General features: G+C 62.8%; 21 protein-coding genes. 16 read left to right on the forward strand and 5 right to left on the reverse strand.

The genetic code is table 11. From position 1 onward, the window contains the following. Nucleotides 1-100 precede the first annotated feature (100 nt). Nucleotides 101-577 carry a DUF4399 domain-containing protein gene (locus tag QOS90_RS01925; protein WP_027592283.1) on the forward strand — a complete coding sequence of 159 codons (477 nt, stop codon included), beginning with the start codon at nucleotides 101-103 and terminating at the stop codon, nucleotides 575-577. Between the two features lie 56 nt (nucleotides 578-633). Here QOS90_RS01925 and serA read toward each other — a convergent pair whose 3' ends face one another. Next, entirely contained in the window at nucleotides 634-1,863 is a 1,230-nt protein-coding gene (gene serA / locus QOS90_RS01930; RefSeq protein WP_085272214.1) for a phosphoglycerate dehydrogenase, read from the reverse strand. 171 nt (nucleotides 1,864-2,034) lie between these two features. On the opposite strand from serA, the gene QOS90_RS01935 reads away from it, so the two are divergent. The 4 genes from QOS90_RS01935 to QOS90_RS01950 all read left to right on the forward strand — a co-directional run bounded on the left by QOS90_RS01935 (nucleotide 2,035) and on the right by QOS90_RS01950 (nucleotide 6,194). Further along, nucleotides 2,035-3,432, forward strand: coding sequence for a D-2-hydroxyglutarate dehydrogenase (locus QOS90_RS01935; protein WP_027592285.1), 1,398 nt, complete (start codon nucleotides 2,035-2,037; stop codon nucleotides 3,430-3,432). 25 nt (nucleotides 3,433-3,457) lie between these two features. Next, the gene (locus QOS90_RS01940; RefSeq protein WP_085272215.1) at nucleotides 3,458-4,123 is read left to right on the forward strand and encodes a fumarylacetoacetate hydrolase family protein; all 666 of its coding nucleotides are present in this window, start codon (nucleotides 3,458-3,460) and stop codon (nucleotides 4,121-4,123) included. A gap of 155 nt (nucleotides 4,124-4,278) precedes the next feature. Then, nucleotides 4,279-5,199 carry an SdiA-regulated domain-containing protein gene (locus QOS90_RS01945; RefSeq protein ID WP_027592287.1) on the forward strand — a complete coding sequence of 307 codons (921 nt, stop codon included), beginning with the start codon at nucleotides 4,279-4,281 and terminating at the stop codon, nucleotides 5,197-5,199. Nucleotides 5,200-5,291: 92 nt separating this feature from the next. Next, complete coding sequence (locus tag QOS90_RS01950; RefSeq protein WP_085272216.1) at nucleotides 5,292-6,194, forward strand: SdiA-regulated domain-containing protein; 903 nt, start codon at nucleotides 5,292-5,294, stop codon at nucleotides 6,192-6,194. Between the two features lie 155 nt (nucleotides 6,195-6,349). On the opposite strand, the gene rpiA is transcribed toward QOS90_RS01950, so the two are convergent. Then, the gene (rpiA, locus tag QOS90_RS01955) at nucleotides 6,350-7,024 is read right to left on the reverse strand and encodes a ribose-5-phosphate isomerase RpiA (RefSeq protein WP_027592289.1); all 675 of its coding nucleotides are present in this window, start codon (nucleotides 7,022-7,024) and stop codon (nucleotides 6,350-6,352) included. A 150-nt stretch (nucleotides 7,025-7,174) separates the two neighbouring features. On the opposite strand from rpiA, the gene ilvA reads away from it, so the two are divergent. Both ilvA and QOS90_RS01965 read left to right on the forward strand, forming a co-directional pair. After that, nucleotides 7,175-8,689, forward strand: coding sequence for a threonine ammonia-lyase, biosynthetic (gene ilvA, locus QOS90_RS01960; protein WP_027592290.1), 1,515 nt, complete (start codon nucleotides 7,175-7,177; stop codon nucleotides 8,687-8,689). 38 nt (nucleotides 8,690-8,727) lie between these two features. Continuing rightward, the gene (locus QOS90_RS01965; protein ID WP_085272217.1) at nucleotides 8,728-9,153 is read left to right on the forward strand and encodes a DUF2269 family protein; all 426 of its coding nucleotides are present in this window, start codon (nucleotides 8,728-8,730) and stop codon (nucleotides 9,151-9,153) included. Between the two features lie 129 nt (nucleotides 9,154-9,282). Here QOS90_RS01965 and QOS90_RS01970 read toward each other — a convergent pair whose 3' ends face one another. Next, the gene (locus tag QOS90_RS01970; RefSeq protein ID WP_027592292.1) at nucleotides 9,283-9,939 is read right to left on the reverse strand and encodes a histidinol-phosphatase; all 657 of its coding nucleotides are present in this window, start codon (nucleotides 9,937-9,939) and stop codon (nucleotides 9,283-9,285) included. Nucleotides 9,940-10,080: 141 nt separating this feature from the next. On the opposite strand from QOS90_RS01970, the gene QOS90_RS01975 reads away from it, so the two are divergent. Together QOS90_RS01975 and ptsP are read left to right on the forward strand one after the other, a co-directional pair. Then, nucleotides 10,081-10,560 (forward strand): RNA pyrophosphohydrolase, encoded by a 480-nt coding sequence (locus QOS90_RS01975; protein ID WP_003249017.1) that lies wholly within the window; start codon nucleotides 10,081-10,083, stop codon nucleotides 10,558-10,560. Nucleotides 10,561-10,582: 22 nt separating this feature from the next. Beyond that, the gene (gene ptsP / locus QOS90_RS01980; protein WP_027592293.1) at nucleotides 10,583-12,862 is read left to right on the forward strand and encodes a phosphoenolpyruvate--protein phosphotransferase; all 2,280 of its coding nucleotides are present in this window, start codon (nucleotides 10,583-10,585) and stop codon (nucleotides 12,860-12,862) included. A gap of 102 nt (nucleotides 12,863-12,964) precedes the next feature. On the opposite strand, the gene QOS90_RS01985 is transcribed toward ptsP, so the two are convergent. After that, the gene (locus QOS90_RS01985) at nucleotides 12,965-13,711 is read right to left on the reverse strand and encodes an NRDE family protein (protein ID WP_085272218.1); all 747 of its coding nucleotides are present in this window, start codon (nucleotides 13,709-13,711) and stop codon (nucleotides 12,965-12,967) included. A gap of 130 nt (nucleotides 13,712-13,841) precedes the next feature. Here QOS90_RS01985 and QOS90_RS01990 point away from each other — a divergent pair, with 130 nt between their 5' ends. The 3 genes from QOS90_RS01990 to QOS90_RS02000 are packed head-to-tail and all read left to right on the forward strand — an operon-like array spanning nucleotide 13,842 to nucleotide 16,484. Then, nucleotides 13,842-14,624 (forward strand): sulfite exporter TauE/SafE family protein, encoded by a 783-nt coding sequence (locus tag QOS90_RS01990; RefSeq protein WP_027592295.1) that lies wholly within the window; start codon nucleotides 13,842-13,844, stop codon nucleotides 14,622-14,624. A 29-nt stretch (nucleotides 14,625-14,653) separates the two neighbouring features. Then, nucleotides 14,654-15,463 carry a prolipoprotein diacylglyceryl transferase gene (gene lgt, locus QOS90_RS01995; RefSeq protein WP_085272219.1) on the forward strand — a complete coding sequence of 270 codons (810 nt, stop codon included), beginning with the start codon at nucleotides 14,654-14,656 and terminating at the stop codon, nucleotides 15,461-15,463. A 49-nt stretch (nucleotides 15,464-15,512) separates the two neighbouring features. After that, entirely contained in the window at nucleotides 15,513-16,484 is a 972-nt protein-coding gene (locus tag QOS90_RS02000; protein WP_085272220.1) for a thymidylate synthase, read from the forward strand. Nucleotides 16,485-16,683: 199 nt separating this feature from the next. Here QOS90_RS02000 and cadR read toward each other — a convergent pair whose 3' ends face one another. Continuing rightward, the gene (gene cadR, locus QOS90_RS02005; protein ID WP_027592298.1) at nucleotides 16,684-17,127 is read right to left on the reverse strand and encodes a cadmium resistance transcriptional regulator CadR; all 444 of its coding nucleotides are present in this window, start codon (nucleotides 17,125-17,127) and stop codon (nucleotides 16,684-16,686) included. 82 nt (nucleotides 17,128-17,209) lie between these two features. On the opposite strand from cadR, the gene QOS90_RS02010 reads away from it, so the two are divergent. The 4 genes from QOS90_RS02010 to QOS90_RS02025 all read left to right on the forward strand — a co-directional run bounded on the left by QOS90_RS02010 (nucleotide 17,210) and on the right by QOS90_RS02025 (nucleotide 23,319). Further along, a complete protein-coding gene (locus tag QOS90_RS02010) occupies nucleotides 17,210-19,423 on the forward strand; it encodes a heavy metal translocating P-type ATPase (protein ID WP_027592299.1) in 2,214 nt (737 codons plus the stop codon). Between the two features lie 9 nt (nucleotides 19,424-19,432). Further along, the gene (locus tag QOS90_RS02015; RefSeq protein WP_027592300.1) at nucleotides 19,433-20,302 is read left to right on the forward strand and encodes a LysR family transcriptional regulator; all 870 of its coding nucleotides are present in this window, start codon (nucleotides 19,433-19,435) and stop codon (nucleotides 20,300-20,302) included. 232 nt (nucleotides 20,303-20,534) lie between these two features. Then, nucleotides 20,535-21,593 carry a putative 2-aminoethylphosphonate ABC transporter ATP-binding protein gene (locus tag QOS90_RS02020; RefSeq protein ID WP_085272221.1) on the forward strand — a complete coding sequence of 353 codons (1,059 nt, stop codon included), beginning with the start codon at nucleotides 20,535-20,537 and terminating at the stop codon, nucleotides 21,591-21,593. A gap of 1 nt (nucleotide 21,594) precedes the next feature. Further along, on the forward strand, nucleotides 21,595-23,319 hold the full coding sequence (locus tag QOS90_RS02025) for a putative 2-aminoethylphosphonate ABC transporter permease subunit (RefSeq protein ID WP_085272222.1): 1,725 nt from the start codon (nucleotides 21,595-21,597) through the stop codon (nucleotides 23,317-23,319). Nucleotides 23,320-23,326: the final 7 nt, after the last annotated feature.

Below are 23,326 nucleotides of genomic sequence, written 5' to 3' on the forward strand. Positions count from 1 at the left end.
TTAACCCTAACTGAAATATTTCTCTTTGTGGGCTATGGTGAACTACCGCTGCCGCACGTTTTAACGGCAGTGGTCTTTAAGTGAATCACAGGAGAAGTGAATGAACAGCCTATTTTCGCGTGCTGCCGTAGCCGGTCTGCTGATGGGGGCCTCGGTGTTCGCCAGTGCCGAGGATGCCCTGAAGAGCCAGGAGCCGCCCAAGGATGCCAAGGTCGTCATCGTTTCCCCCGTCGATGGCGCAACGGTCGACAAGACCTTCACCGTCAAGTTCGGCATCGAGGGCATGGCGCTCAAGCCTGCGGGTGACCAGACCCCGCATAGCGGGCATCACCACCTGCTGGTGGACGTCGATAAAGAGCCGGAGGCCGACAAGCCCCTGCCAACCAGCGTGATGCCTGAAAACAACGCGCCGCTGCCGGCCGGCCCGCAAGTGCTGCACTTCGGCAAGGCACAAACCGAGGCGACCATTACCCTGACCCCAGGCAAGCACACTTTGCAGTTGGTCTTGGGCGACAAGTACCACGTGCCGTTCAAGCCGAGCGTCGAATCGAAAAAGATCACCGTCGAGGTGAAGTAAGCACCCACGAAAAAGGGAGGCCACCACGGCCTCCCTTTTTCATGCCGCCGTGAAACTTAGAACAGAACGCGGGAGCGGATAGTGCCCTTCACGTGCTGCAGTTTCTCTTGCGCCAGGTCCGAGTACTCGGCGTCAACGTCGATCACCACGTAACCCACTTTCTCGTTGGTCTGCAGGAACTGACCGGAGATGTTGATGCCGTTCTCGGCGAAGACCTTGTTGATCTCGCTGAGCACGCCAGGGATGTTTTCGTGGATGTGCAGCAGGCGGTGTTTGCCTGGGTGCGCCGGCAAGGCAACTTCCGGGAAGTTGACCGAAGACACCGAGGTACCGTTGTCGCTGTACTTGACCAGCTTCTCGGCAACTTCCAGGCCGATGTTGGCCTGGGCCTCGGCAGTGGAGCCACCGATGTGCGGGGTCAGGATGACGTTGTCCAGGCCGCGCAGCGGGCTTTCGAACTCTTCGTCGTTGGAGCGCGGCTCGACCGGGAACACGTCGATGGCGGCGCCGATCAGGTGCTTGTCCTTGATCGCGGCAGCCAGGTGATCCATCTCGACCACGGTACCGCGGGCGGCGTTGATCAGGATCGAGCCCTTCTTCATCGCGCGGATTTCCTTCTCGCCGATCATCCACTGGGTGGATGGTAGCTCAGGCACATGCAGCGAGACGATGTCGGCCAAGCCCAGCAGCTCGTGCAGGCTGGCGACCTGGACAGCGTTGCCCAACGGCAGCTTGGTCAGCGGGTCGAAGAAGTACACCTGCATGCCTAGGTTTTCAGCCAGGACCGACAGTTGGGTGCCGATCGAGCCGTAGCCGACGATGCCCAGCTTCTTGCCACGGATCTCGAAGGAGTTGGCCGCGCTCTTGATCCAGCCACCACGGTGGCACGAAGCGTTCTTCTCGGGGATGCCGCGCAGCAGCAGGATGGCCTCGGCCAGCACCAGTTCGGCGACCGAACGGGTGTTCGAGTACGGGGCGTTGAACACGGCGATACCGCGCTCGCGGGCCGCTTCCAGGTCGACCTGGTTGGTACCGATGCAGAAGCAGCCGACCGCAACCAGCTTCTTCGCGCAGTCGAAGATCTCTTCAGTCAGTTGCGTGCGCGAGCGGATGCCGATGAAGTGGGCATCGGCGATCTTTTCCTTCAGCTCGGCTTCCGGCAACGAACCAGTGAGGTATTCGATGTTGGTGTAGCCGGCAGCCTTGAGGGTATCGACCGCGTTCTGGTGCACACCTTCAAGAAGAAGGAACCTGATCTTGCTCTTGTCGAGAGAAGTCTTGCTCATCTGCGTAAACCTGTATCCCGGAGAAAAAATGGCGAGGGGTGATGCTAGGCGCGGCGTCGGCCTTAGCATGAACAGCGGGAGGGCTATGCTAGCATACGCGACACAATCTGAGCTTATCCCGACAGGTGAAGAGTGCTCAGGGTGACTATGAATAAGTCGAGAGTTCCAGCGATGACCCACCCCGCTGTTATTGATGAACTGATGACCCTTGTCGACCCTGGCAAGGTCCTGACTGACGCCGTTTCCCTCGAAGCCTACGGCAAGGACTGGACCAAGCATTACCCGCCAGCGCCCACGGCCATCGTGTTCCCCAAGAGCATCGCGCAGGTGCAGGCCATCGTTGCCTGGGCCAACCGCCATCAGGTTGCGCTGGTGCCGTCCGGTGGGCGTACCGGGCTGTCGGGCGGTGCCGTGGCGGCCAATGGCGAGGTCGTGGTCGCGTTCGATTACATGAACCAGATTCTCGACTTCAATGCGTTCGACCGCACGGTGGTGTGCCAGCCGGGGGTGATTACCCGGCAATTGCAGGCCTACGCCGAGGCGCAAGGCCTGTATTACCCGGTGGACTTCGCCTCCAGCGGCTCCAGCCAGATTGGCGGCAACATCGGCACCAACGCCGGCGGCATCAAGGTGATTCGCTACGGCATGACCCGCAACTGGGTTGCCGGGCTGAAAGTGGTCACCGGCAAGGGCGAGTTGCTGGAGCTGAACAAAGACCTGATCAAGAACGCCACCGGCTACGATCTGCGCCAGCTGTTCATTGGTGCCGAGGGCACGCTGGGCTTTGTGGTCGAAGCGACCATGCGCTTGGACCGCGCCCCGCGCAACCTCACCGCGATGGTGCTGGGCACGCCGGATTTCGACTCGATCATGCCGGTGCTGCATGCCTTCCAGGCCAAGCTCGACCTGACGGCCTTCGAGTTCTTTTCCGACAAGGGCCTGGCCAAGATCATGGGCCGTGGCGATGTGCCGGCGCCTTTCGAGACCGATTGCCCGTTCTATGCCCTGCTGGAGTTCGAAGCCAGCACCGAAGAGGTCGCCAACGAAGCCTTGGCCACCTTCGAGCACTGTGTCGAGCAGGGCTGGGTGCTGGACGGGGTGATGAGCCAGAGCGAAACCCAGCTGAGAAACCTGTGGAAGTTGCGTGAGTACCTGTCCGAAACCATCTCCCACTGGACCCCGTACAAAAACGACATTTCTGTCACCGTCTCCAAGGTGCCGGCGTTTTTGCGCGACATCGATGCCATCGTCGGCGAGCATTACCCGGACTACGAGGTGGTCTGGTACGGCCATATCGGCGATGGCAACCTGCACCTGAACATCCTCAAGCCCGACGCCATGAGCAAAGATGCCTTCTTTGCCTCCTGCGCCAAGGTCAACAAGTGGGTGTTCGAAATCGTCCAGCGCTACAACGGCTCGATCTCGGCCGAGCATGGCGTGGGCATGACCAAGCGTGACTACCTCGGCTACAGCCGCTCGGCCGAAGAAATCGCCTGCATGAAGGCAATAAAGGCCGTCTTCGACCCTAACGGCATCATGAATCCGGGTAAGATCTTCGCTCCTGAATAATAAGCAGTATGCAGAGGAGTCGGCCATGAGTTACCAGCACCAGTACGTAGACGGCACGCGCATCCACTTCCCATTGGGCAAGGTGGTGTGCATCGGCCGTAACTATGCCGAGCATGCCAAGGAACTGGACAACCCGATCCCCAGCGAGCCGTTGCTGTTCATCAAGCCGGGCAGTTGCGTGGTGCCGCTGGAAGGTGGTTTCAAGATCCCGACCGACCGTGGCGTTGTGCATTACGAGGCCGAGATTGCTGTGCTGCTGGGCAAGCCGTTGTCCACCAAGCCAACCGAAGAAGAGGTGCTGGACGCCATCTCCGGTTACGCCCCGGCGCTCGACCTGACCCTGCGCGACGTGCAGGCCAAGCTCAAGGAAAAGGGCCTGCCTTGGGAGCTGTGCAAGAGCTTTGACGGCGCCTGCGTGCTGCCGCCGTTCGTTTCGGCGGCCAGTTTCGAGGATGTGACCGACATCCCGGTGCGCCTGACCCTCAATGGCAAAGTGGTGCAGGACGGCAACAGCGCGTTGATGCTCAACCCGATCGTGCCGATGATCCAGTACATGGCGGCGCATTTCTCGTTGCAGGCGGGGGATGTGATCTTGACCGGTACGCCGGCGGGCGTAGGGCCGTTCAATGTCGGTGATGAGCTGGTGATTGAGTTGCCGGGTGTGAGCCGCTTCGAAAGCCGGGTGCTCTGAGGTAAAACCCTCCCACAGGGGCTGCACAAGACTTGAACATTGTGAAATGCCTGTGGGAGCGGGCTTGCCCGCGAAGAGGCCGGCACTGTTTACCGATTTTTCACACCTTATCTGGATAATGCGCGGACCTACGCCCATTTTCCCAGGATCCACGTATGCCATCTCGCTCCAGCGCCCCGGCAACTCCCAAGCGTCGCTTTTACCTGCGCTGGCCGTTCGGCCTGGCAGTTGCAGCGGTGATCGGCTATGGCGTATCCGTGGCCATGCACTGGGATGACCGCGGGGCACTGTGGGTGAAGGAAAGCTTTGAAAGCACCGCCGAGCAAAGCGAGAGCGTCTGGCTGCCGGCCTATCAGGCCGATATCGACGCCAAACCGCTGCCCGGCATGGACGATGACGAAGCCTCGGACGTGGCCTTCAACCCGCAAACCCGCACCTTGTTCGCCGTCATGGGCAAGAACCCGTTCCTGGTCGAGCTCAGCCTGGACGGTAACGTGCTGCGCCAGATTCCATTAAAGGGCTGGAACAACCCGGAAGGGCTGGCGGTGATGGAGGACGGGCACCTGGCGATCGTCGACGAACGGCTGCACGACCTGACTGTGGTCAAGGTGGATGCGCACACCACGTCGCTTAACCATGATGACTTCCCGAGCTACGACCTGGGCAAGTCGGTGAAGAGCAACAAGGGCTTCGAGGCCGTGGCCTGGGACCCGATGCGTCAACGCCTGGTGATCGGCGAAGAGCGCCCGCCCAAGCTGTACACCTGGAGCACCGATGGCCGTAGCCCGCTGAAGGGCGACAAGCAGTTGCTGCCCAATGATGAGCTCGACCTGCGCAACCTGTCGGCCCTCGGCGTCGACCCGCGCACCGGGCACCTGTTGGCATTGTCGGCGGACTCCAACATGCTGTTGGAGCTGGATGAGCAGGGCCAGCAAGTCAGCTTCATGACCTTGCTGGGCGGTTTCAATGGCCTTGAGCGCACCATCCCACGTGCCGAAGGCGTGGCCATGGATGACCAGGGCAACCTGTACATGGTCAGCGAGCCGGCGCTTTTCTATCGGTTCAAGAAAAACTGACAGCAACATCAGACTTGTCGGATGCTGGCATTAAGCTTTGATTCAGTTGTTCATGGTTAGATTCGCCACCCTTACGTCGAGTCTGTCCCCAAATGCGTCGCTATCTTCGCCTGTCACTGATTCCGGCCTTGATTGGCCTGCTTTTGCTCGGCTGGGCCGGGCAGGAGTTTCGCCTGTTCGAGCGCGGCTGGTTCAACCTGAAAACCTGGTGGCAGCCAGCCGAGCAGGGCATCGGCCTGGACCGTTATCGGGTGGTGGTCGAGGCGCAGCCTGTCGAGGGGCTGGACGATGACATTTCGGCGCTGACCTACGACCCAGACCGCAAGACCCTGTTCACCGTCACCAATGCACGTTCGGAGCTGATCGAGCTGTCGCTGGACGGGCGCATCCTGCGGCGCGTGCCACTGACCGGCTTTGGCGACCCGGAGGCGGTGGAATACGTGGGCCCCAACAGCTATGTGATCACCGACGAGCGCCAGCAACGGCTGATTCGCGTGCGCCTGGACGACGATACGCTGTTCCTCGATGCCGGCGATGCCGAGCAGTTGACCCTGGGCATTGGCCTGAACGGCAATAAGGGGTTCGAGGGGCTGGCGTACGACTCGGCCGGCAAGCGCCTGTTCGTGGCCAAGGAGCGCGACCCGATGCTGATCTACGAGGTGCATGGCTTCCCGCATGACAACCCCGAGCAGCCTTATGCCGTGCATGTGGTGCAGGACCGCAAGCGTGACTCGCGTTTGTTTGTGCGGGACCTGTCGAGTTTGCAGTTCGACGAGCGCAGCGGCCATTTGTTGGCGCTGTCGGATGAATCGCGGCTGGTGCTGGAACTGGATGTGAAGGGCAAGCCGCTCAGTACCTTGTCGCTGCGCAAGGGGTATCAGGGGTTGAAGAAGACGGTGCCGCAGGCAGAAGGGATTGCGATGGATGAGGCGGGGACCATTTACCTGGTCAGTGAGCCGAACCTGTTTTACGTGTTCAAACAGCCGGCAGATTGAATGCGGCCCTGCGCGATGCAGGTAGGAGCAGCCTTGTGCTGCGAAGAGGCCGGTGACTTCACAGTGAATCTCTGCTGCTGTTACCGGCCTCTTCGCAGCACAAGGCTGCTCCTACCTGCATCGCGCAGGGCTAGAACAACGCTTATAGGCCTGGGTTACTCGGCCTTGAGGGTTTTCACACCTTCAGCGGTACCGAGCAGCAGCAAGTCCGCCGGGCGTGCCGCGAACAGGCCGTTGGTCACCACGCCAACGATCGCATTGATCTGCGCTTCGAGCTCGACCGGGTTGGTGATCTGCAGGTTGTACACGTCCAGGATCACGTTACCGTTGTCGGTCAGCACACCCTCGCGGTACACCGGGTCACCGCCCAGCTTGACCAGCTGGCGCGCCACGTGGCTGCGGGCCATTGGGATCACTTCGACGGGCAGCGGGAAGGCGCCCAGCACCGGGACCAGCTTGCTGGCATCGGCGATGCAGATGAAGGTCTTGGCCACGGCCGCGACGATCTTCTCGCGGGTCAGGGCCGCGCCACCGCCCTTGATCAGGTTCAGGTGCGCGTCGCTCTCGTCGGCGCCGTCCACATAGAACTCCAGCTCGCTGACGCTGTTCAGCTCGTAGACCGGGATGCCATGACCCTTCAGACGCTGGGCGGTGGCCTCGGAGCTGGCGACTGCGCCATCGAAGGCGGTCTTGTGCTGAGCCAGGGCGTCGATGAAGAAGTTGGCGGTCGAACCGGTACCGACGCCGACGACGCTCTTTTCATCCAGCTTGGGCAGAATGAAGTCGACAGCGGCCTGGGCGACGGCCTGTTTGAGTTGGTCCTGGGTCATGCGGGCTCCGAGAGGGGCGGGGAGGGTTTCAAAGGGGGCTGGGTTTCAAAGGGGCTTAGTATAGCGGCTTGCGCGGCTTTGCTGTGGTCGCCCGACGTAGCGCTGGGTTAGACTCGCAGCCCTTGTCCCGCGGCCAGTGATGCTTTCCCGATGCTCGAACAGTACGTCAAGAAGATCCTCACCTCGCGCGTCTATGACGTCGCCGTCGAAACGCCGCTGCAGAGCGCCGGGCAGCTGAGCAAACGCCTCGGCAACCAGATCTTGCTCAAGCGCGAAGACCTGCAGCCGGTGTTCTCGTTCAAGATTCGCGGGGCGTACAACAAGCTGGCGCAACTGACACCAGAAGAGCTGGCCCGCGGTGTGGTCACCGCCTCGGCCGGCAACCATGCCCAGGGCCTGGCCCTGGCGGCGCGTGAGCTGGGGATCAAGGCAACCATCGTGATGCCCAAGACCACCCCGGAGATCAAGATCGAAGGCGTGCGTTCGCGGGGCGGCAAGGTGGTATTGCACGGCGACACCTTCCCCGAGGCGCTGGCCTATTCGCTCAAGCTGGTCGATGAGAAGGGCTTCGTCTATATCCACCCCTACGACGACCCGCACACCATCGCTGGGCAAGGCACGGTAGCCATGGAGATCCTGCGTCAGCACCCGGGCCGGCTGGACGCGATCTTCGTGCCGGTCGGCGGCGGCGGCCTGATCGCCGGCATCGCGGCCTACGTGAAATACCTGCGCCCGGAAATCAAAGTCATCGGCGTCGAGCCGGACGACTCCAACTGCCTGCAGGCCGCCATGGCCGCGGGTGAGCGCGTGGTGTTGCCGCAGGTCGGGCTGTTCGCCGACGGTGTGGCGGTGGCGCAGATTGGCCAGCACACCTTCGACATCTGTCGCCTGCACGTGGATGAAGTGATCACTGTCAGTACTGACGAGATCTGTGCAGCTATCAAGGATATCTACGACGATACCCGCTCGATCACCGAACCTGCTGGCGCGCTGGGGGTTGCCGGCATCAAGAAGTATGTCGAGCTGTATGGCGTGACCGGCCAGACCCTGGTTGCCATCGATTCGGGCGCCAACGTCAACTTCGACCGCCTGCGCCATGTGGCCGAGCGTGCCGAATTGGGCGAAAAACGCGAAGCCATCATCGCCGTTACCATCCCTGAGCGCCCGGGCAGCTTCAAGGCGTTCTGCGAGGCGATCGGCAAGCGCCAGATCACCGAATTCAACTACCGCAAGCACACCTCCGACGAGGCGCACATCTTCGTCGGCGTGCAGACCCACCCAGAGAACGACCCGCGTGCGGTGCTGGTGCAGCAACTGACCGAGCAGGGCTTCCCGGTTACCGACCTGACCGACAACGAACTGGCCAAGCTGCACATTCGTCACATGGTGGGTGGCCATTCGGCCGGCGCCAGTGATGAGATTGTGCTGCGCTTCGAGTTCCCCGAGCGGCCGGGTGCGTTGTTCAACTTCCTCAACAAGCTGGGCGGGCGCTGGAATATCTCGATGTTCCACTACCGCAACCATGGCGCTGCCGACGGGCGCGTGGTGGCGGGCTTGCAGGTACCGGAAGACGAACGCCACCTGGTGCCAGCGGCGCTGGCCAAGATCGGTTACCCGTACTGGGACGAGACCGATAACCCGGCTTACCGGTTGTTTTTGGGTTGAGCGACTAAGCTTGGCTCATCGCGCATGGATATGAAGACATGGAACACCTGACGACGCTCAAGGCCTTGCACATCACCGCCACTGCGCTGCTGCTTCTGGGCGCGCTGGGCTTGGTGATCTGGACAGTTCGCTCCCGCCGGCTGGGCGATGCCGAGGCCTACGGCAAATTGCTGCGCCGGCCGCTGGTGTTCGTCTGGTTGGTCATGGGCGTGTGCCTGGTGAGCATGCCGGTCACTGGCTGGTGGCTGGTGCACCTGGTCGGCTGGCCACTGGGGCAGACCTGGGTGCTGGCATCCAGCGTCATCTATACGCTGGGTGCGTTTGCCGTGTGGTGGCTGCTGGTGCGCTTGAACCGGCTGCGCAAGGCGCAGGTGGTGGGGCTGCGGTTTACCTTGGCCTTGGCGGTGTTCAGCGGGGTTTGCTTCTTGTCCATTGCCGGCTTGATGGGTGCCAAGCCAGTCTGATGGCCTTGTGCTGTCCATGCCGGCCTCTTCGCGGGGCAAGCCCGCTGCCACAGGACTGCACAGCCCTCGGGCCTGATGCAATCCCTGTGGGAGCGGGTTTACCCGCGAAAGGGCCTGCACAGGACAACCTCAATCCCTCAGCGAAATCACCGGCCACCCACGCTGCTCGGCTTCCGCCCGCAGGTTCGGATCCGGGTCCACCGCCACCGCATGCGTCACCTGCTGCAGCAACGGCAGGTCATTCATCGAATCGCTGTAGAAATAGCTGTCTTCAAGGTCGTAGCCGTTTTCCAGCATCCAGCGCTGCAACCTCGTCACTTTCCCTTCACGGAAACACGCTATATCGGTACTACGCCCGGTGTAGCGGCCATCTTCGGTCTCGCATTCGGTCGCCAGCAGGGTACGCACGCCCAAACGGCGGGCGATTGGCGCGGTCACGAAACGGTTGGTGGCAGTGATGATCACCAGTTTGTCGCCCGCCTCGCGGTGCTGCTGCAGCAACGCCAAGGCCTTAGGCAGGATGATCGGCTCGATGCAGTCCCGCATGAAATCGCGGTGCCACGCGTCGAGCTGGGCCATAGGCGTTGCCGCCAGAATCTCCATGGAAAAGGCCAGGTAGGCCTGCAAGTCCAGGGTGCCGTTCAGGTAGTGCTGGTAGAAGGCATCGTTGCGTTGTTTGTAGGCGACCGGGTCGAGGATGCCGCGCTCGCACAGATAGTCACCCCAGGCATGGTCGCTGTCGCCACCGAGGAGGGTATTGTCCAGGTCGAATAAAGCCAGGCGCATCGCGTTCACTCGCATCAGCTACAAGGTAGGCCCGCAGAATACGGAGTTTTCACCTCGCTGCACATAAGCTTGGCGGGCGCGTTGCTGCGCTCGCAGGCTTTGTGGAACAATGCGGTGACATGCGTTTGCGAGGTTGCTGCCGTGATCGACCCGGATGGTTTTCGCCCCAATGTCGGGATCATTCTCACGAATGATGCCGGGCAGGTGCTATGGGCTCGACGGATCAACCAGGATGCCTGGCAATTTCCCCAGGGTGGCATCAACCCTGACGAGACGCCGGAAGATGCCCTGTACCGCGAGCTGAACGAAGAAGTTGGCCTTGAACGCGACGATGTGGAAATTCTTGCCTGCACGCGTGGCTGGTTGCGTTATCGTTTACCCCAGCGTCTGGTGCGTACGCACAGCCAGCCGCTGTGCATTGGCCAGAAGCAGAAGTGGTTCCTGCTGCGTCTGGTAAGCAACGAACAAAGGGTGCGGATGGACCTGACGGGCAAGCCGGAGTTCGACGGCTGGCGCTGGGTCAGCTATTGGTACCCGCTGGGCCAGGTTGTGACATTCAAGCGCGAGGTCTACCGTCGCGCCCTGAAAGAGCTAGCACCGCGTCTTCTGACGCGCGACTGACGACGGAGTTCGACCCCGAGCCATGCTCAATACGCTGCGCAAGATCGTCCAGGAAGTGAACTCCGCCAAAGATCTCAAGACGGCGTTGGGGATCATTGTCTTGCGCGTCAAGGAGGCCATGGGCAGCCAGGTCTGCTCCGTCTACCTGCTTGACCCGGAAACCAACCGCTTCGTGCTGATGGCCACCGAGGGCCTGAACAAGCGTTCGATCGGCAAGGTCAGCATGGCCCCCAACGAGGGCCTGGTCGGCCTGGTCGGTACCCGGGAAGAGCCGCTGAACCTGGAAAACGCCGCCGATCACCCGCGTTATCGCTACTTTGCCGAAACCGGTGAAGAAAAATTCGCCTCCTTCCTGGGTGCGCCGATCATTCACCACCGTCGAGTGGTCGGGGTGCTGGTCATCCAGCAGAAGGAGCGCCGCCAGTTCGATGAGGGCGAAGAAGCCTTCCTGGTCACCATGAGCGCCCAGCTTGCCGGGGTTATCGCGCATGCCGAGGCGACCGGCTCGATCCGTGGCCTTGGCCGCCAGGGCAAGGGTATCCAGGAGGCTCGCTTCGTCGGCGTGCCGGGCTCGCCAGGCGCCGCCGTTGGCCGCGCAGTGGTGATGTTGCCGCCGGCCGACCTCGAAGTGGTGCCGGACAAGACTGTCGAAGACATCGACGCCGAACTCAAACTGTTCCAGAACGCCCTTGAAGGCGTGCGCGCCGACATGCGCAAGCTGTCGGCCAAGCTGGCCACCCAGCTGCGGCCCGAAGAGCGCGCGTTGTTCGACGTGTACCTGATGATGCTCGAAGACGCCGCCCTGGGCGGCGAGGTGACCGAGGTCATCAAGACCGGCCAGTGGGCACAGGGCGCTTTGCGCCAAGTGGTCGGCGAGCATGTCAACCGCTTCGAGCTGATGGACGATGACTACCTGCGTGAGCGCGCTTCGGACGTCAAGGACCTTGGCCGTCGGCTGCTCGCCTACCTGCAGGAGGCTCGCTCGCAATCGCTGGTATACGCCGACAATACCATCCTGGTCAGCGAAGAACTGACGCCAGCGATGCTGGGCGAAGTGCCGGAGGGCAAGCTGGTCGGCCTGGTGTCGGTATTGGGTTCGGGCAACTCCCACGTCGCGATCCTGGCCCGCGCCATGGGTATTCCGACGGTGATGGGCCTGGTCGACCTGCCGTATTCCAAGGTCGATGGCATCGAGCTGATCGTCGACGGCTACAAGGGCGAGGTGTTCACCAACCCCAGCGACGTGTTGCGCAAGCAGTACAGCGAAGTGGTCGAGGAGGAGCGCCAGCTGGCGCAAGGCCTGGATGCGCTGCGCGAGCTGCCCTGCGTCACCCCGGATGGCCACCGCATGCCGCTGTGGGTCAACACCGGCCTGCTGGCCGACGTCGCCCGTGCCCAGCAGCGTGGCGCCGAAGGGGTAGGCCTGTACCGCACCGAAGTGCCGTTCATGATCAACCAGCGCTTCCCCAGCGAGAAAGAGCAGCTGGCGATCTACCGCGAACAGCTGGCGGCCTTCCACCCGCTGCCAGTGACCATGCGTACCCTGGATATCGGCGGGGACAAGGCGCTGTCGTACTTCCCGATCAAGGAAGAAAACCCCTTCCTGGGTTGGCGCGGCATTCGCGTTACCCTCGACCACCCGGAAATCTTCCTGGTCCAGACCCGCGCCATGCTCAAGGCCAGCGAAGGCTTGAACAACCTGCGCATCCTGCTGCCGATGATTTCTGGCATTCACGAGCTGGAAGAGGCACTGCACCTGATCCACCGCGCGTGGGGTGAGGTGCGTGACGAAGGCACCGATGTGCCGATGCCGCCGGTTGGCGTGATGGTCGAGATCCCTGCGGCGGTGTACCAGACCAAGGAGCTGGCGCGGCAGGTGGACTTCCTGTCGGTCGGTTCCAACGACCTGACCCAGTACCTGCTGGCGGTCGACCGCAACAACCCACGGGTCGCCGACCTGTACGATTACCTGCACCCGGCCGTGCTGCAAGCCTTGAACACGGTGGTGCGCGATGCCCATGGCGAGGGCAAGCCGGTCAGCATTTGCGGCGAGATGGCCGGTGACCCGGCGGCAGCGGTGCTGTTGATGGCGATGGGCTTCGACAGTTTGTCGATGAACGCCACCAACTTGCCCAAGGTGAAGTGGATGCTGCGCCAGATCAACATGAGCAAGGCCAAGGAGCTGCTGACCGAAGCCATGAGCCATGACAACCCGCAGGTTATCCACAGCTCGCTGCAATTGGCGCTGAAGAACCTAGGGTTGGCGCGCATGATCGGGCCTGGGGCGAACAAGACCCTGTGATACCTGTACTGGCCTCTTCGCAGCACAAGGCTGCTCAAGGTAACGCGATCCCCTGTAGGAGCAGCCTTGTGCTGCGAAGGGCTGCAAAGCAGCCCCTGGCCCTCAAGCCATAATCTCAACTTCCCCCAAATGCCCCCCAAACGGCCCGAAACTGCGCTCAACCAGCCGTCTTCTCCCCTGATCATCCACGATCAGCACAGTACTCGCCCGCGTCCCATAATTCTGGCTGGCAATAAACACACTCGACAGCAGCTTCTCGGTCGCCAACCCCACGCCCGTTTCCGGTAACTCGCTTTCGGCTGCCGGTTCACCATCGGCCAGCAACCCTAGCAAGCGCTGCGGGTCTGCTGACTCAAGCAACCCCTCCAGCCCGCTACGCGCCTTCACCAGCTTCGGCCACGGCGTATCCAACCCGGCATTGGATAACCCATAGACCCCAGGCTCCAGCAAGCGCGGCGCGGCGTCTCGGGCGTGCAGAAAGCCTAACTGCGCCCCATCACCCACCAGCAAGTTGAACCCCGAATACTGGCGGCTGCGGCTGGCCACCTGGTCAAGATAGGCTTCCACGCCAAGCTCACCCTGCAGAAACCCCGCCACCAGCTCCCCGCGCGAGCGCACGCCCAAGGCTTGCCCAGGGTCGCGAATGTTGGTTAGCGCGGCAAAGCGCCCCTGCGGCCCCACGCCCAGCCAGGTACCGCCAGCCTCCAGGTCACGCCCGGCATAGACGCCAGGGGCATCCTCCCAGGCGGTCAGGGCCTGCGTGGGCCGGGCATAGAACTCGTCGCGGTTGGCCGCCACGATCAGCGGCAGGGCATGCCCCGGCCGCCAGGCGAATACGATCAGGCACATCGGTTGGGCCTCTGTGTTTTTTGCCACTCTACCCACTGCGGCGGTGCTGATCCATCCTGTCACGAAGTTCACTAGAGCCTCAGGGCCGGCTTCCGTTACCATGCCGGATTGATTTTCTCAGGGGCAACGAATGGAGTTCGTACTCTATCTGCTGTTAGGTGCATGTGCCGGCGTGCTGGCCGGGCTGTTCGGCGTGGGCGGTGGCATCATCATCGTGCCGGTGCTGGTGTTCAGCTTCACCTTGCAGGGCTTCGACCCCTCGGTATTGACCCACCTGGCTGTCGGCACGTCGTTGGCAACCATCATCTTCACCTCGATCAACGCGGTGCTCGAACACCATCGCCGGGGTGCGGTGCAGTGGCCGATCTTCGCCTGGATGACCCTGGGCATCCTCATTGGCGCTGGTATCGGCGCCAAGACCGCCTCGTTGATCCAGGGCCCGCTGCTGCAGAAGATCATCGGTGTGTTCGCCCTGATCATCGCCGCGCAAATGGCGCTGGACCTCAAGCCCAAGGCCAGCCGTGGCATTCCTGGCAAGCCCGCGTTGACCGCAGCAGGTGGGGTGATTGGCTGGGCTTCGGCGATTTTCGGTATTGGTGGCGGCTCGCTGACCGTGCCGTTCCTGACCTGGCGCAGCCTGCCCATGCAGCAGGCGGTGGCAACGTCCTCGGCCTGTGGCCTACCCATTGCCGTGGCCAGTGCCCTGAGCTTCATGTGGCTTGGTTGGCACGAAGAACACTTGCCGGCCCACAGCCTGGGCTACGTGTACCTGCCTGCGCTGGTCGGCATTGCCGTGACCAGCATGTTTTTCGCCCGCTTCGGCGCGCGCCTGGCGCACAAACTGTCGCCACGCCTGCTCAAGCGTTTGTTCGCCGCGCTGCTGTTCTGCGTCGGCCTCAGCTTTTTGATTTAGCTCGCTGATTTGAAACTAGAGGAATATCCATGCTGCCTTACCCGCAGATAGACCCCGTGGCCGTGGCCCTCGGGCCGCTGAAAATCCACTGGTACGGCCTGATGTACCTGATCGGCATCGGCGGCGCCTGGCTGCTCGCCTCGCGTCGCCTGAACCGCTTCGACCCCACCTGGTCCCGTGAAAAGCTGTCCGACCTGGTGTTCTGGCTATCGATGGGGGTGATCGTCGGGGGCCGCCTGGGATACGTGCTGTTTTACGACCTGCACGCCTACCTGGCGAACCCGACGCTGATCTTCGAGGTGTGGAAGGGCGGCATGTCGTTCCACGGCGGCTTCATCGGCGTGATGCTGGCGGCGGTATGGTTCGGCAAGCGCAACAACAAGTCGTTCTTCGAGCTGATGGACTTCGTCGCGCCAATGGTGCCGATCGGCCTGGGTGCCGGGCGTATCGGCAACTTCATCAATGCCGAGCTGTGGGGCAAGGCGACCGACGTGCCGTGGGCGATGGTGTTCCCACCGTTCAGCGACCCCGCCCAGCTGCCGCGCCACCCCTCGCAGCTGTATCAGTTCGCCCTGGAAGGCGTGGCGCTGTTCCTGATCCTGTGGCTGTATTCGCGCAAGCCACGCCCGACCATGGCGGTATCCGGCATGTTCGCGCTGTTCTACGGGATCTTCCGCTTCATCGTCGAGTTCGTCCGCGTGCCGGATGCCCAGTTGGGCTACATTGCCTGGGGTTGGCTGACCATGGGTCAGATACTCTGCATCCCGATGATTCTGGCCGGCCTCGGATTGATCTGGTGGGCTTATAATCGCAAACCTACGGCGAAACCCGCCATCTGACTCCCAACGGCAGGGGTGATCCCTCTGCCGTTCTTGCTACAGGTAAGCCATGAAACAGTATCTGGACCTGGTCCGTGACGTCATCGAAAACGGCACCCTTCAGGAAAACCGTACCGGCATCCGCACCATCAGCCTGCCGGGCGCCATGCTGCGTTTCGACCTGCAGAAGGGCTTTCCGGCCATCACCACGCGCAAGCTGGCCTTCAAGTCGGCCATCGGCGAGATGGTCGGTTTTCTGCGGGGCGTGAAAAACGCGGGTGAATTCCGTGAGCTGGGCTGCAAGGTCTGGGACCAGAACGCCAACGAAAACGCCCAATGGCTGGCCAACCCGTTCCGCCAGGGGCATGACGACCTGGGCGAGATCTACGGCGTTCAGTGGCGCCAATGGCCGGGCTACAAACGCATCCCGCTGAGCAACCCGGCGGCCATCGAAATGGCCGAAAAACAGGGTTTCCGCAAGATTGCCCAGGACGAGGAAGGCGGCCAGGCCTTTGTCATCCTGTACAAGGCCATCGACCAGGTACGCCAGTGCCTGGACACTATCGCCAATGACCCGGGCAGCCGGCGCATCCTGTTCCATGGCTGGAACTGCGCCCAGCTGGATGAAATGGCCCTGCCGCCGTGCCACCTGCTGTACCAGTTCCACCCGAATGCCGAGACTCGGGAAATTTCCCTGACCCTGTACATTCGCTCCAACGACCTGGGCTTGGGCACGCCGTTCAACCTCACCGAGGGCGCGGCCTTGCTGTCGCTGTTCGGCCGCCTGACCGGCTACACCCCGCGCTGGTTCACGTATTTCATTGGCGATGCCCATGTGTACGAAAACCACCTGGACATGCTCAACGAGCAGCTCAAGCGCGAACCGCTCGAGGCGCCGAAGCTGGTGATCAGCGATCGCGTGCCGGCGTTTGCCGACACCGGCAAGTATGAGCCGGAGTGGCTGGAGAAGATCGAGCCGAGTGATTTCAGCCTGGAAGGGTATGAGCATCATGCGCCGATGACGGCGCCGATGGCGGTGTGATCCTTAAGATTGCTGGGGCTGCTTTGCAGCCCATCGCCGGCAAGCCGGCTCCCACCCGAACTGTGTAGCCTGCAAGTCTAGCGCCGCACCTGTGGGAGCTGGCTTGCCAGCGATGAGGCCAAAACAAGCACCACAAGACAGTTGCTCCCACAGAGTTCGGCGTTGCTGTGGCTGGAGTCGGCGCAGCAACCCGCCAAGTTCAATGTCCGTGGCTTCGTCCTACATGTGAATGCTCGCCTTCTGGCACCGATACCGCCCCGTTCACCTCCAGTTGCTGCAAGATCGCGCATTCACTCCCCGGCGCGCTGCACCTCTGTCGCAGCTCCACCAGCTGCTCCTGCAACGCCACCAAGCCATCGATACGCGCCTGTACATGGACGATATGCTCGTCGATCAACGCATTGACGCTGCCGCACGACCCTTCGGGGCTGTCGCGCAGGCGTAGCAGGCTGCGGATTTCGTCCAGGGTCATGTCCAGGGTCCGGCAGTTGCGGATGAAGGTCAGCCGCTCGACGTGGGCCTGGGTGTAGAGCCGGTAGTTGCCGTCGGTGCGCGCCGGCTCCGGCAACAGTTGCTCGCGCTCGTAATAGCGGATGGTCTCCACGGCGCAATCGGTGGCTTTTGCCAGTTCTCCAATCTTCATCGCAAATCTCCAGCGGATGGCTTGACCCTATAGTGGCTACAGGGTGTTCACTTGGCAACAGGCTCACTTTAAGGATGACCCAATGAACCAGCCTGCCAGCCCCCACCACAAGCATGACCACCACGCCCACAGCTGCTGCGGCAGCGCGGCCGCCCCGGCGTTGGTGCAGTTGAGCGAAAAAGCCAGCGGCGACGCACAGCTCAGCCGCTTCCGTATCGAGGCCATGGACTGCCCCACCGAGCAAACGCTGATACAGGACAAGCTGGGCAAGCTGGCGGGCATCGAGCAGTTGGAGTTCAACCTGATCAACCGCGTGCTTGGCGTGCGCCACACGCTGGCCGGTACCGCCGAGATCGAGCGGGCTATCGACAGTCTGGGCATGAAGGCCGAGCCCCTCATCGAAGGGGACGAGACCGCCGCGAACGCTGCCCCGCCCAGCAAGACCCGCTGGTGGCCGCTGGCGTTATCCGGTGTCGCGGCCATCGCCGCCGAAATCGTGCATTTCACCGGGCTTGCACCTGAATGGCTGGTGGCGGCGCTGGCCTTGGCGGCGATCCTGGGTTGCGGCCTGGGCACCTACAAGAAGGGATGGATTGCCCTGAAAAACCGCAACCTCAACATCAACGCGCTGATGAGCATTGCCGTGACTGGCGCTGTGCTGATCGGCCAGTGGCCGGAAGCGGCCATGGTGATGGTGCTGTTCACGGTCGCCGAGCTGATCGAAGCGCGCTCCCTGGACCGCGCTCGCAATGCCATCAGCGGCCTGATGCAGCTCACCCCTGACAGGGCAACAGTGCTGCAAGCCGATGGCCAGTGGCGTGAAGTGGAAGTGCGCGAGGTGGCCATCGGTGCCTTGGTGCGGGTACGGCCGGGCGAGCGCATCGGCCTGGATGGCGAAGTGACCAGTGGCCAATCCAGCGTCGATCAGGCGCCGATCACCGGTGAAAGCCTGCCAGTGGAAAAAGCCGTGGGCGACAAGCTGTTCGCCGGCACCATCAACCAGGCCGGTGCGCTGGAGTTTCGCGTCACTGCCGGCGCTGGGCAATCGACGCTGGCGCGCATCATCAAGGCCGTCGAAGAGGCCCAAGGTGCCCGGGCGCCGACTCAGCGTTTTGTCGACCGATTCTCGCGCATCTACACACCCGTGGTGTTCGCCGTGGCCTTGGCGGTAGCGGTCATCCCGCCGCTGTTCATGGCAGGTGCCTGGTTCGACTGGGTCTACCGCGCCCTGGTGCTGTTGGTGGTGGCCTGCCCGTGCGCCTTGGTCATTTCAACCCCGGTGACCATCGTCAGTGGCCTGGCTGCAGCGGCGCGCAAGGGCATCCTGATCAAGGGTGGGGTGTACCTGGAAGGCGGGCGCAAGCTGGACTTCCTGGCCCTCGACAAGACTGGCACTCTCACCCACGGCAAGCCAGTGCAGACGGATGCAAAGGTGTTGGACCCCCTGTTCGAAGGCCGGGCCCAGGCGTGGGCTGCCAGCTTGGCCGAGCGCTCGGACCACCCGGTTTCACGTGCCATCGCCCAGTTCGGCAAGGCGCAAGGTTTGGCCTTGAGCGCGGTCGACGACTTCGCCGCATTGGCCGGTCGCGGTGTGCGGGGGGTGATCGAGGGTGAGCTTTACCACCTGGGCAATCACCGCCTGGTCGAGGAACTGGGCCTGTGCTCGCCTGAGTTGGAGGCACAGCTGGATGCGCTGGAGCGTCAAGGCAAAACCGTGGTCCTGCTGCTCGACCGCAGTGGCCCGCTGGCCCTGTTCGCCGTGGCCGACACGCTCAAGCAGAGCAGCCGCCAGGCGATTGCCGAATTGCATGAACTGGGTATCAAGACGGTCATGCTTACCGGCGACAATCCCCATACCGCCGAGGCCATCGCTGCCCAGGTCGGCATCGATCGCGCTGAAGGCAACCTGCTGCCGGCCGACAAGCTGAAGACCATCGAGGCCCTGTATGCCCAAGGCCATCGGGTGGGCATGGTTGGCGACGGTATCAACGATGCACCGGCCCTTGCCCGTGCCGAGATCGGCTTTGCTATGGCGGCCGCAGGCACCGACACGGCCATCGAGACGGCCGACGTGGCGTTGATGGACGACGACTTGCGCAAAATCCCCGCCTTCGTCAGGCTGTCGCGCCAAAGTGCGGCGATTCTCAGGCAGAACATCGTTCTGGCCCTGGGCATCAAGGCGATATTCCTGGCGATCACCTTTGCCGGCATGGCGACCATGTGGATGGCGGTGTTCGCCGACATGGGCGTGAGCCTGCTGGTGGTGTTCAACGGCTTGCGCCTTTTGCGCAAATAGAGGACGTGCATGCTGAGTTCCGAGCTCAAAGCCTTCTACATGGTGGCCCGCCTGGGCAGCATCACCCTGGCGGCGAAGAAGCTCGGGCTCAGCCAGCCCACCGTGACCACGCAGATCCGCAACCTGGAAAGCCAGTACGCAGTAGAGCTGTTCTACCGGGGCGGGCGGCGCCTGGTGTTGAGCGAGGAGGGCGTGCGCCTGCTGCCGAGGGTCAAGGCGCTGCTGCAGCAGGAGGCCGACATCGAGTTCGAACTGCGCAACAGTGGCCAGGCCCAAGGCAGCCTGCGCATTGCGGCCACCGCGCCTTACTACATTCTCGATCTGGTCAAGGTCTTCCGCGAGCGCCTGCCCCAGGTCGACGTTGCGGTGGAGATCGGCAACTCACAGCAGGTGCTGGAAATGCTCGAGGACTACCGGGTCGATATCGCCGCTTCGTCGCAATTGGTGGAGGATGCCCGGTTGGTGCGCCGGGTATTGGGCACCGACCCGTTGGTGGTGGCTGTGCACCGCAACCATCCCTTGGCGCATCGTCAGGTGGTGTCGATTGACGTGGTGGCCGGGCATTGCCTGTTGATGCGCGAGCCGGGGTCGACCACACGCAAGCTGACCGAGCAGATGCTGCAGGAGGCCGGTGTGAAGGCCGGCACGTTGCTGGAGATTGGTAGCCGTGAGTCGATTCGCGAAGCGGTCCTGCGCAACATTGGCATCAGTGTGATTGCCCGCCATGAAGTGCCGCATAACCCCGAATTACGGGTGCTGGCGCTGGAGGATGCACCGGTAATGCATGAGTACTTGTATTGCCTGAAGGAGCGGCGCCAGGCGCGTTTGCCGGCGGCGTTTCTGGGGGTTGCGCAGGAAGTGGCCGGCTCACAGTTCTGAATCATCCCTTGTAGGAGCAGCCTTGTGCTGCGAAGAGGCCGGTGCACCCCATACATGTGCATCGCCGAGCAGGGCCTCTTCGCAGCACAAGGCTGCTCCTACCAAGAACCGTGGTGGCAGGTGGGGCACTACAAAATCTGCCTATACCACTATCGCGCGCTTTTGCCTGAAAGCCACAGAACCGTCGCACAGCCTTCCTAGCATGGCCCCATCTCTTCGATGAGGCCTTGCCATGAACAACGCCACCCCAGGCGCACAGATGAAAGTGCGCAACATCCACAAACGCTTCGGCGCCTTTACAGCGCTCAACGATGTCTCCCTGGACATCGCCGCCGGCGAGCTGGTGTGCTTGCTCGGCCCGTCCGGGTGCGGCAAGACCACGCTGTTGCGCTGCATCGCCGGCCTCGAACGCCAGGACCGCGGTGAGTTGTATATCGGCGAGCGCGACGTCTCGGAGCTGCCACCCCAGGCCCGCGACTACGGCATTCTGTTCCAGTCCTACGCGCTGTTCCCCAACCTGACCGTCGAAGCCAACATCGCCTATGGCCTGACCGGCAGCGGCCGCGAACAGGCCCGCCAGCGGGTGGCCGAAATGCTCCAGCTGGTCGGCTTGTCCGGTAGCGAAAAAAAGTACCCCGGGCAGCTTTCCGGCGGCCAGCAGCAGCGTGTGGCCCTGGCCCGCGCGCTGGCGCCGGCGCCTTCGCTGCTGTTGCTCGACGAGCCGATGTCGGCGCTGGACGCGCGGGTTCGCGAGCACCTGTGCACCGAACTGCGCCAGCTGCAACGCCAGCTGGGTATCACCACCTTGATGGTTACCCACAACCAGGACGAGGCCATGCTGATGGCCGACCGCATTGCCGTGATGAACAACGGCCAGGTCGAGCAGTACGCCACGCCGCAGGCCATCTACGACCAGCCAGCCACGCCGTTCGTTGCCGAGTTCGTCGGCCAGGGTAACTGGCTGCCGTTCCAGCGCAGCGGTGACAGCCAGGCCCAGGTCGGCGGCATGAGCATGCGTTTGTCGCCTGGCTCGGCGCGGGCCAGCAGCGGCCGCTTGTTCTGCCGTCCCGAGGCGATCACGGTCAACCCGCCGGTGCATGAAGAAAACCTGTTTCCGGCCAAGGTCCGCGAGATCACCTTCCTCGGCAATCGCTGCCGCATGAGCTTCGAGTTCAAAGCCTTGCCGGGCCATGCCTTGCTGGCCGAACTGGCCCCCGAGGCCATGCCGCGGCTGGGCTCGCAGGACATCTGGGTGGCGCTGCCACCGCAGAGCCTGCAGGTGTTCGCCTAAGATGGCCGCGCCAATGTCCCTGCCGCTGAACCCGGCCAAGGCCGCGTCGCGCCACGGCGTTGCCTTGGGTGACCGGCTGTTCGTCGTCGGTGGGAAGTGGTTGCTGTTGATGCTGCTGGTACTGGCGGTGCTGATGCCGCTGCTGGCGATCTTCTGGCGTGGTTTCAGCGGTGACGCCGGCCAGGGCGGCGGCCTGGCGGCTGCCCGGGCGCTGTTCGCCAGCGAGAACTTCCACTGGCTGCTCGGCAATAGCTTGTCGGTGGCGTTCACCGTTGCGGCCATCGTCATCCCACTGGCTTACCTGTTCGCCTATGCGTTGCAACGCACGCTGATCCCGGCCAAGGGCCTGTGGCGGGGCATCTCGTTGCTGCCCCTGCTGGCGCCGTCGATGCTGCCGGCGATCGCGCTGGTCTACCTGTTCGGTAACCAGGGCCTGCTGCGCGGGCTGCTGAGCGACAATATCTATGGCTTTTGGGGGATCGTGCTCGGCGAGGCCATTTACACCTTCCCGCATGCATTGATGATTCTACTGTCGGCCCTGTCGCTGGCCGATGCGCGCCTGTTCGACGCCGCCTCCAGCATGGGCGCCGGGCCTTGGCGGGCGTTTTCCAGCATTACCTGGCCTGCCACGCGCCAGGCAGTATTCGCCGCCTTCTGCCTGGTGTTCACCCTGACTATCACTGACTTCGGCGTCCCGGTTGTGGTCGGGGGGGATTATCAGGTGCTGGCCCTGGAGGCTTACAAGGCTGTCGTTGGCCAGCAGCAATTTGGCCGCGGCGCCCTGATTGGCATGGTCTTGCTGGTGCCGGCACTGCTTAGTTTTGCTGTCGATGCCTGGTTGCGTCGCCGTCAGGGCGAGGCCATGAGTGGGCGGGCGCAGGTGTTCGAGCCCAAGCCCTCGCACCGTCGTGATGCCTGCTTCCTGGCGGTCGTGTTGATGGTCTGCGCGGTACTGTTGCTGGTGATCGGCATGGCCGTGTATTCGTCGCTGGTCACTTTCTGGCCCTACAACCTGTCACTGTCGCTCAAGCACTACCTGTTCGAGGACACCGCCGGCGGAGGCTGGCTGGCCTACCGCAACAGCGTGACCATGGCGATCGGCACGGCGCTGGTCGGTAGTGTGGTGATTTTCTGCGGTGCCTACCTGATGGAAAAGACCCAGGGCCAACGCCTGCTCAACCAGTCGCTGCGCCTGCTCAGCTTCATCCCCATGGCGGTGCCGGGCCTCGTGCTGGGCCTGGGCTACGTGTTCTTCTTCAACCTCAACGGCAACCCCTTGCATGTGCTGTACGGCAGCATGGGCTTGTTGGTCATCTGCACCATTGCCCATTACCTGACCACTGCGCAGATGACCGCCACCACCGCACTGCGCCAGCTCGACGGCGAGTTCGAGGCCGCCGCGTTGTCGCTCAAGGCGCCGCTGTATCGGCACTTCCTGCGGGTAACTGTGCCGATCTGCCTACCGGCGCTGCTGGACATCATCCGCTACCTGTTCGTCTCGGCGATGACCACCGTGTCGGCGGCGATCTTCCTCTACAGCCCCGACACCATCCTCGCCGCCGTTGCCGTGCTGAACATGGACGATGCAGGCAACGTAGGCGGTGCCGCCGCCATGTCGACCCTGATTCTGCTGACCAGCGCCAGCGCCTCATTGCTGCTGGCTGCAGCCTCACGCGGCCTGTTGCGCCGCTCCCAAGCCTGGCGCCAACGCGCCGCGGCTGCCTGACCTGTAA

This window comes from Pseudomonas sp. LAIL14HWK12:I10 (genome assembly GCF_900184205.1).
Taxonomy (GTDB): Bacteria; Pseudomonadota; Gammaproteobacteria; order Pseudomonadales; family Pseudomonadaceae; genus Aquipseudomonas; species Aquipseudomonas kermanshahensis.

Coding starts and splice junctions, on each gene's coding strand:
- QOS90_RS01925 (WP_027592283.1), top strand. CDS start 101: ATGAACAGCCTATTTTCGCGTGCTGCCGTAGCCGGTCTGCTGATGGGG.
- serA (WP_085272214.1), bottom strand. CDS start 1,863: ATGAGCAAGACTTCTCTCGACAAGAGCAAGATCAGGTTCCTTCTTCTT.
- QOS90_RS01935 (WP_027592285.1), top strand. CDS start 2,035: ATGACCCACCCCGCTGTTATTGATGAACTGATGACCCTTGTCGACCCT.
- QOS90_RS01940 (WP_085272215.1), top strand. CDS start 3,458: ATGAGTTACCAGCACCAGTACGTAGACGGCACGCGCATCCACTTCCCA.
- QOS90_RS01945 (WP_027592287.1), top strand. CDS start 4,279: ATGCCATCTCGCTCCAGCGCCCCGGCAACTCCCAAGCGTCGCTTTTAC.
- QOS90_RS01950 (WP_085272216.1), top strand. CDS start 5,292: ATGCGTCGCTATCTTCGCCTGTCACTGATTCCGGCCTTGATTGGCCTG.
- rpiA (WP_027592289.1), bottom strand. CDS start 7,024: ATGACCCAGGACCAACTCAAACAGGCCGTCGCCCAGGCCGCTGTCGAC.
- ilvA (WP_027592290.1), top strand. CDS start 7,175: ATGCTCGAACAGTACGTCAAGAAGATCCTCACCTCGCGCGTCTATGAC.
- QOS90_RS01965 (WP_085272217.1), top strand. CDS start 8,728: ATGGAACACCTGACGACGCTCAAGGCCTTGCACATCACCGCCACTGCG.
- QOS90_RS01970 (WP_027592292.1), bottom strand. CDS start 9,939: ATGCGCCTGGCTTTATTCGACCTGGACAATACCCTCCTCGGTGGCGAC.
- ptsP (WP_027592293.1), top strand. CDS start 10,583: ATGCTCAATACGCTGCGCAAGATCGTCCAGGAAGTGAACTCCGCCAAA.
- QOS90_RS01985 (WP_085272218.1), bottom strand. CDS start 13,711: ATGTGCCTGATCGTATTCGCCTGGCGGCCGGGGCATGCCCTGCCGCTG.
- QOS90_RS01990 (WP_027592295.1), top strand. CDS start 13,842: ATGGAGTTCGTACTCTATCTGCTGTTAGGTGCATGTGCCGGCGTGCTG.
- lgt (WP_085272219.1), top strand. CDS start 14,654: ATGCTGCCTTACCCGCAGATAGACCCCGTGGCCGTGGCCCTCGGGCCG.
- QOS90_RS02000 (WP_085272220.1), top strand. CDS start 15,513: ATGAAACAGTATCTGGACCTGGTCCGTGACGTCATCGAAAACGGCACC.
- cadR (WP_027592298.1), bottom strand. CDS start 17,127: ATGAAGATTGGAGAACTGGCAAAAGCCACCGATTGCGCCGTGGAGACC.
- QOS90_RS02010 (WP_027592299.1), top strand. CDS start 17,210: ATGAACCAGCCTGCCAGCCCCCACCACAAGCATGACCACCACGCCCAC.
- QOS90_RS02015 (WP_027592300.1), top strand. CDS start 19,433: ATGCTGAGTTCCGAGCTCAAAGCCTTCTACATGGTGGCCCGCCTGGGC.
- QOS90_RS02020 (WP_085272221.1), top strand. CDS start 20,535: ATGAACAACGCCACCCCAGGCGCACAGATGAAAGTGCGCAACATCCAC.
- QOS90_RS02025 (WP_085272222.1), top strand. CDS start 21,595: ATGGCCGCGCCAATGTCCCTGCCGCTGAACCCGGCCAAGGCCGCGTCG.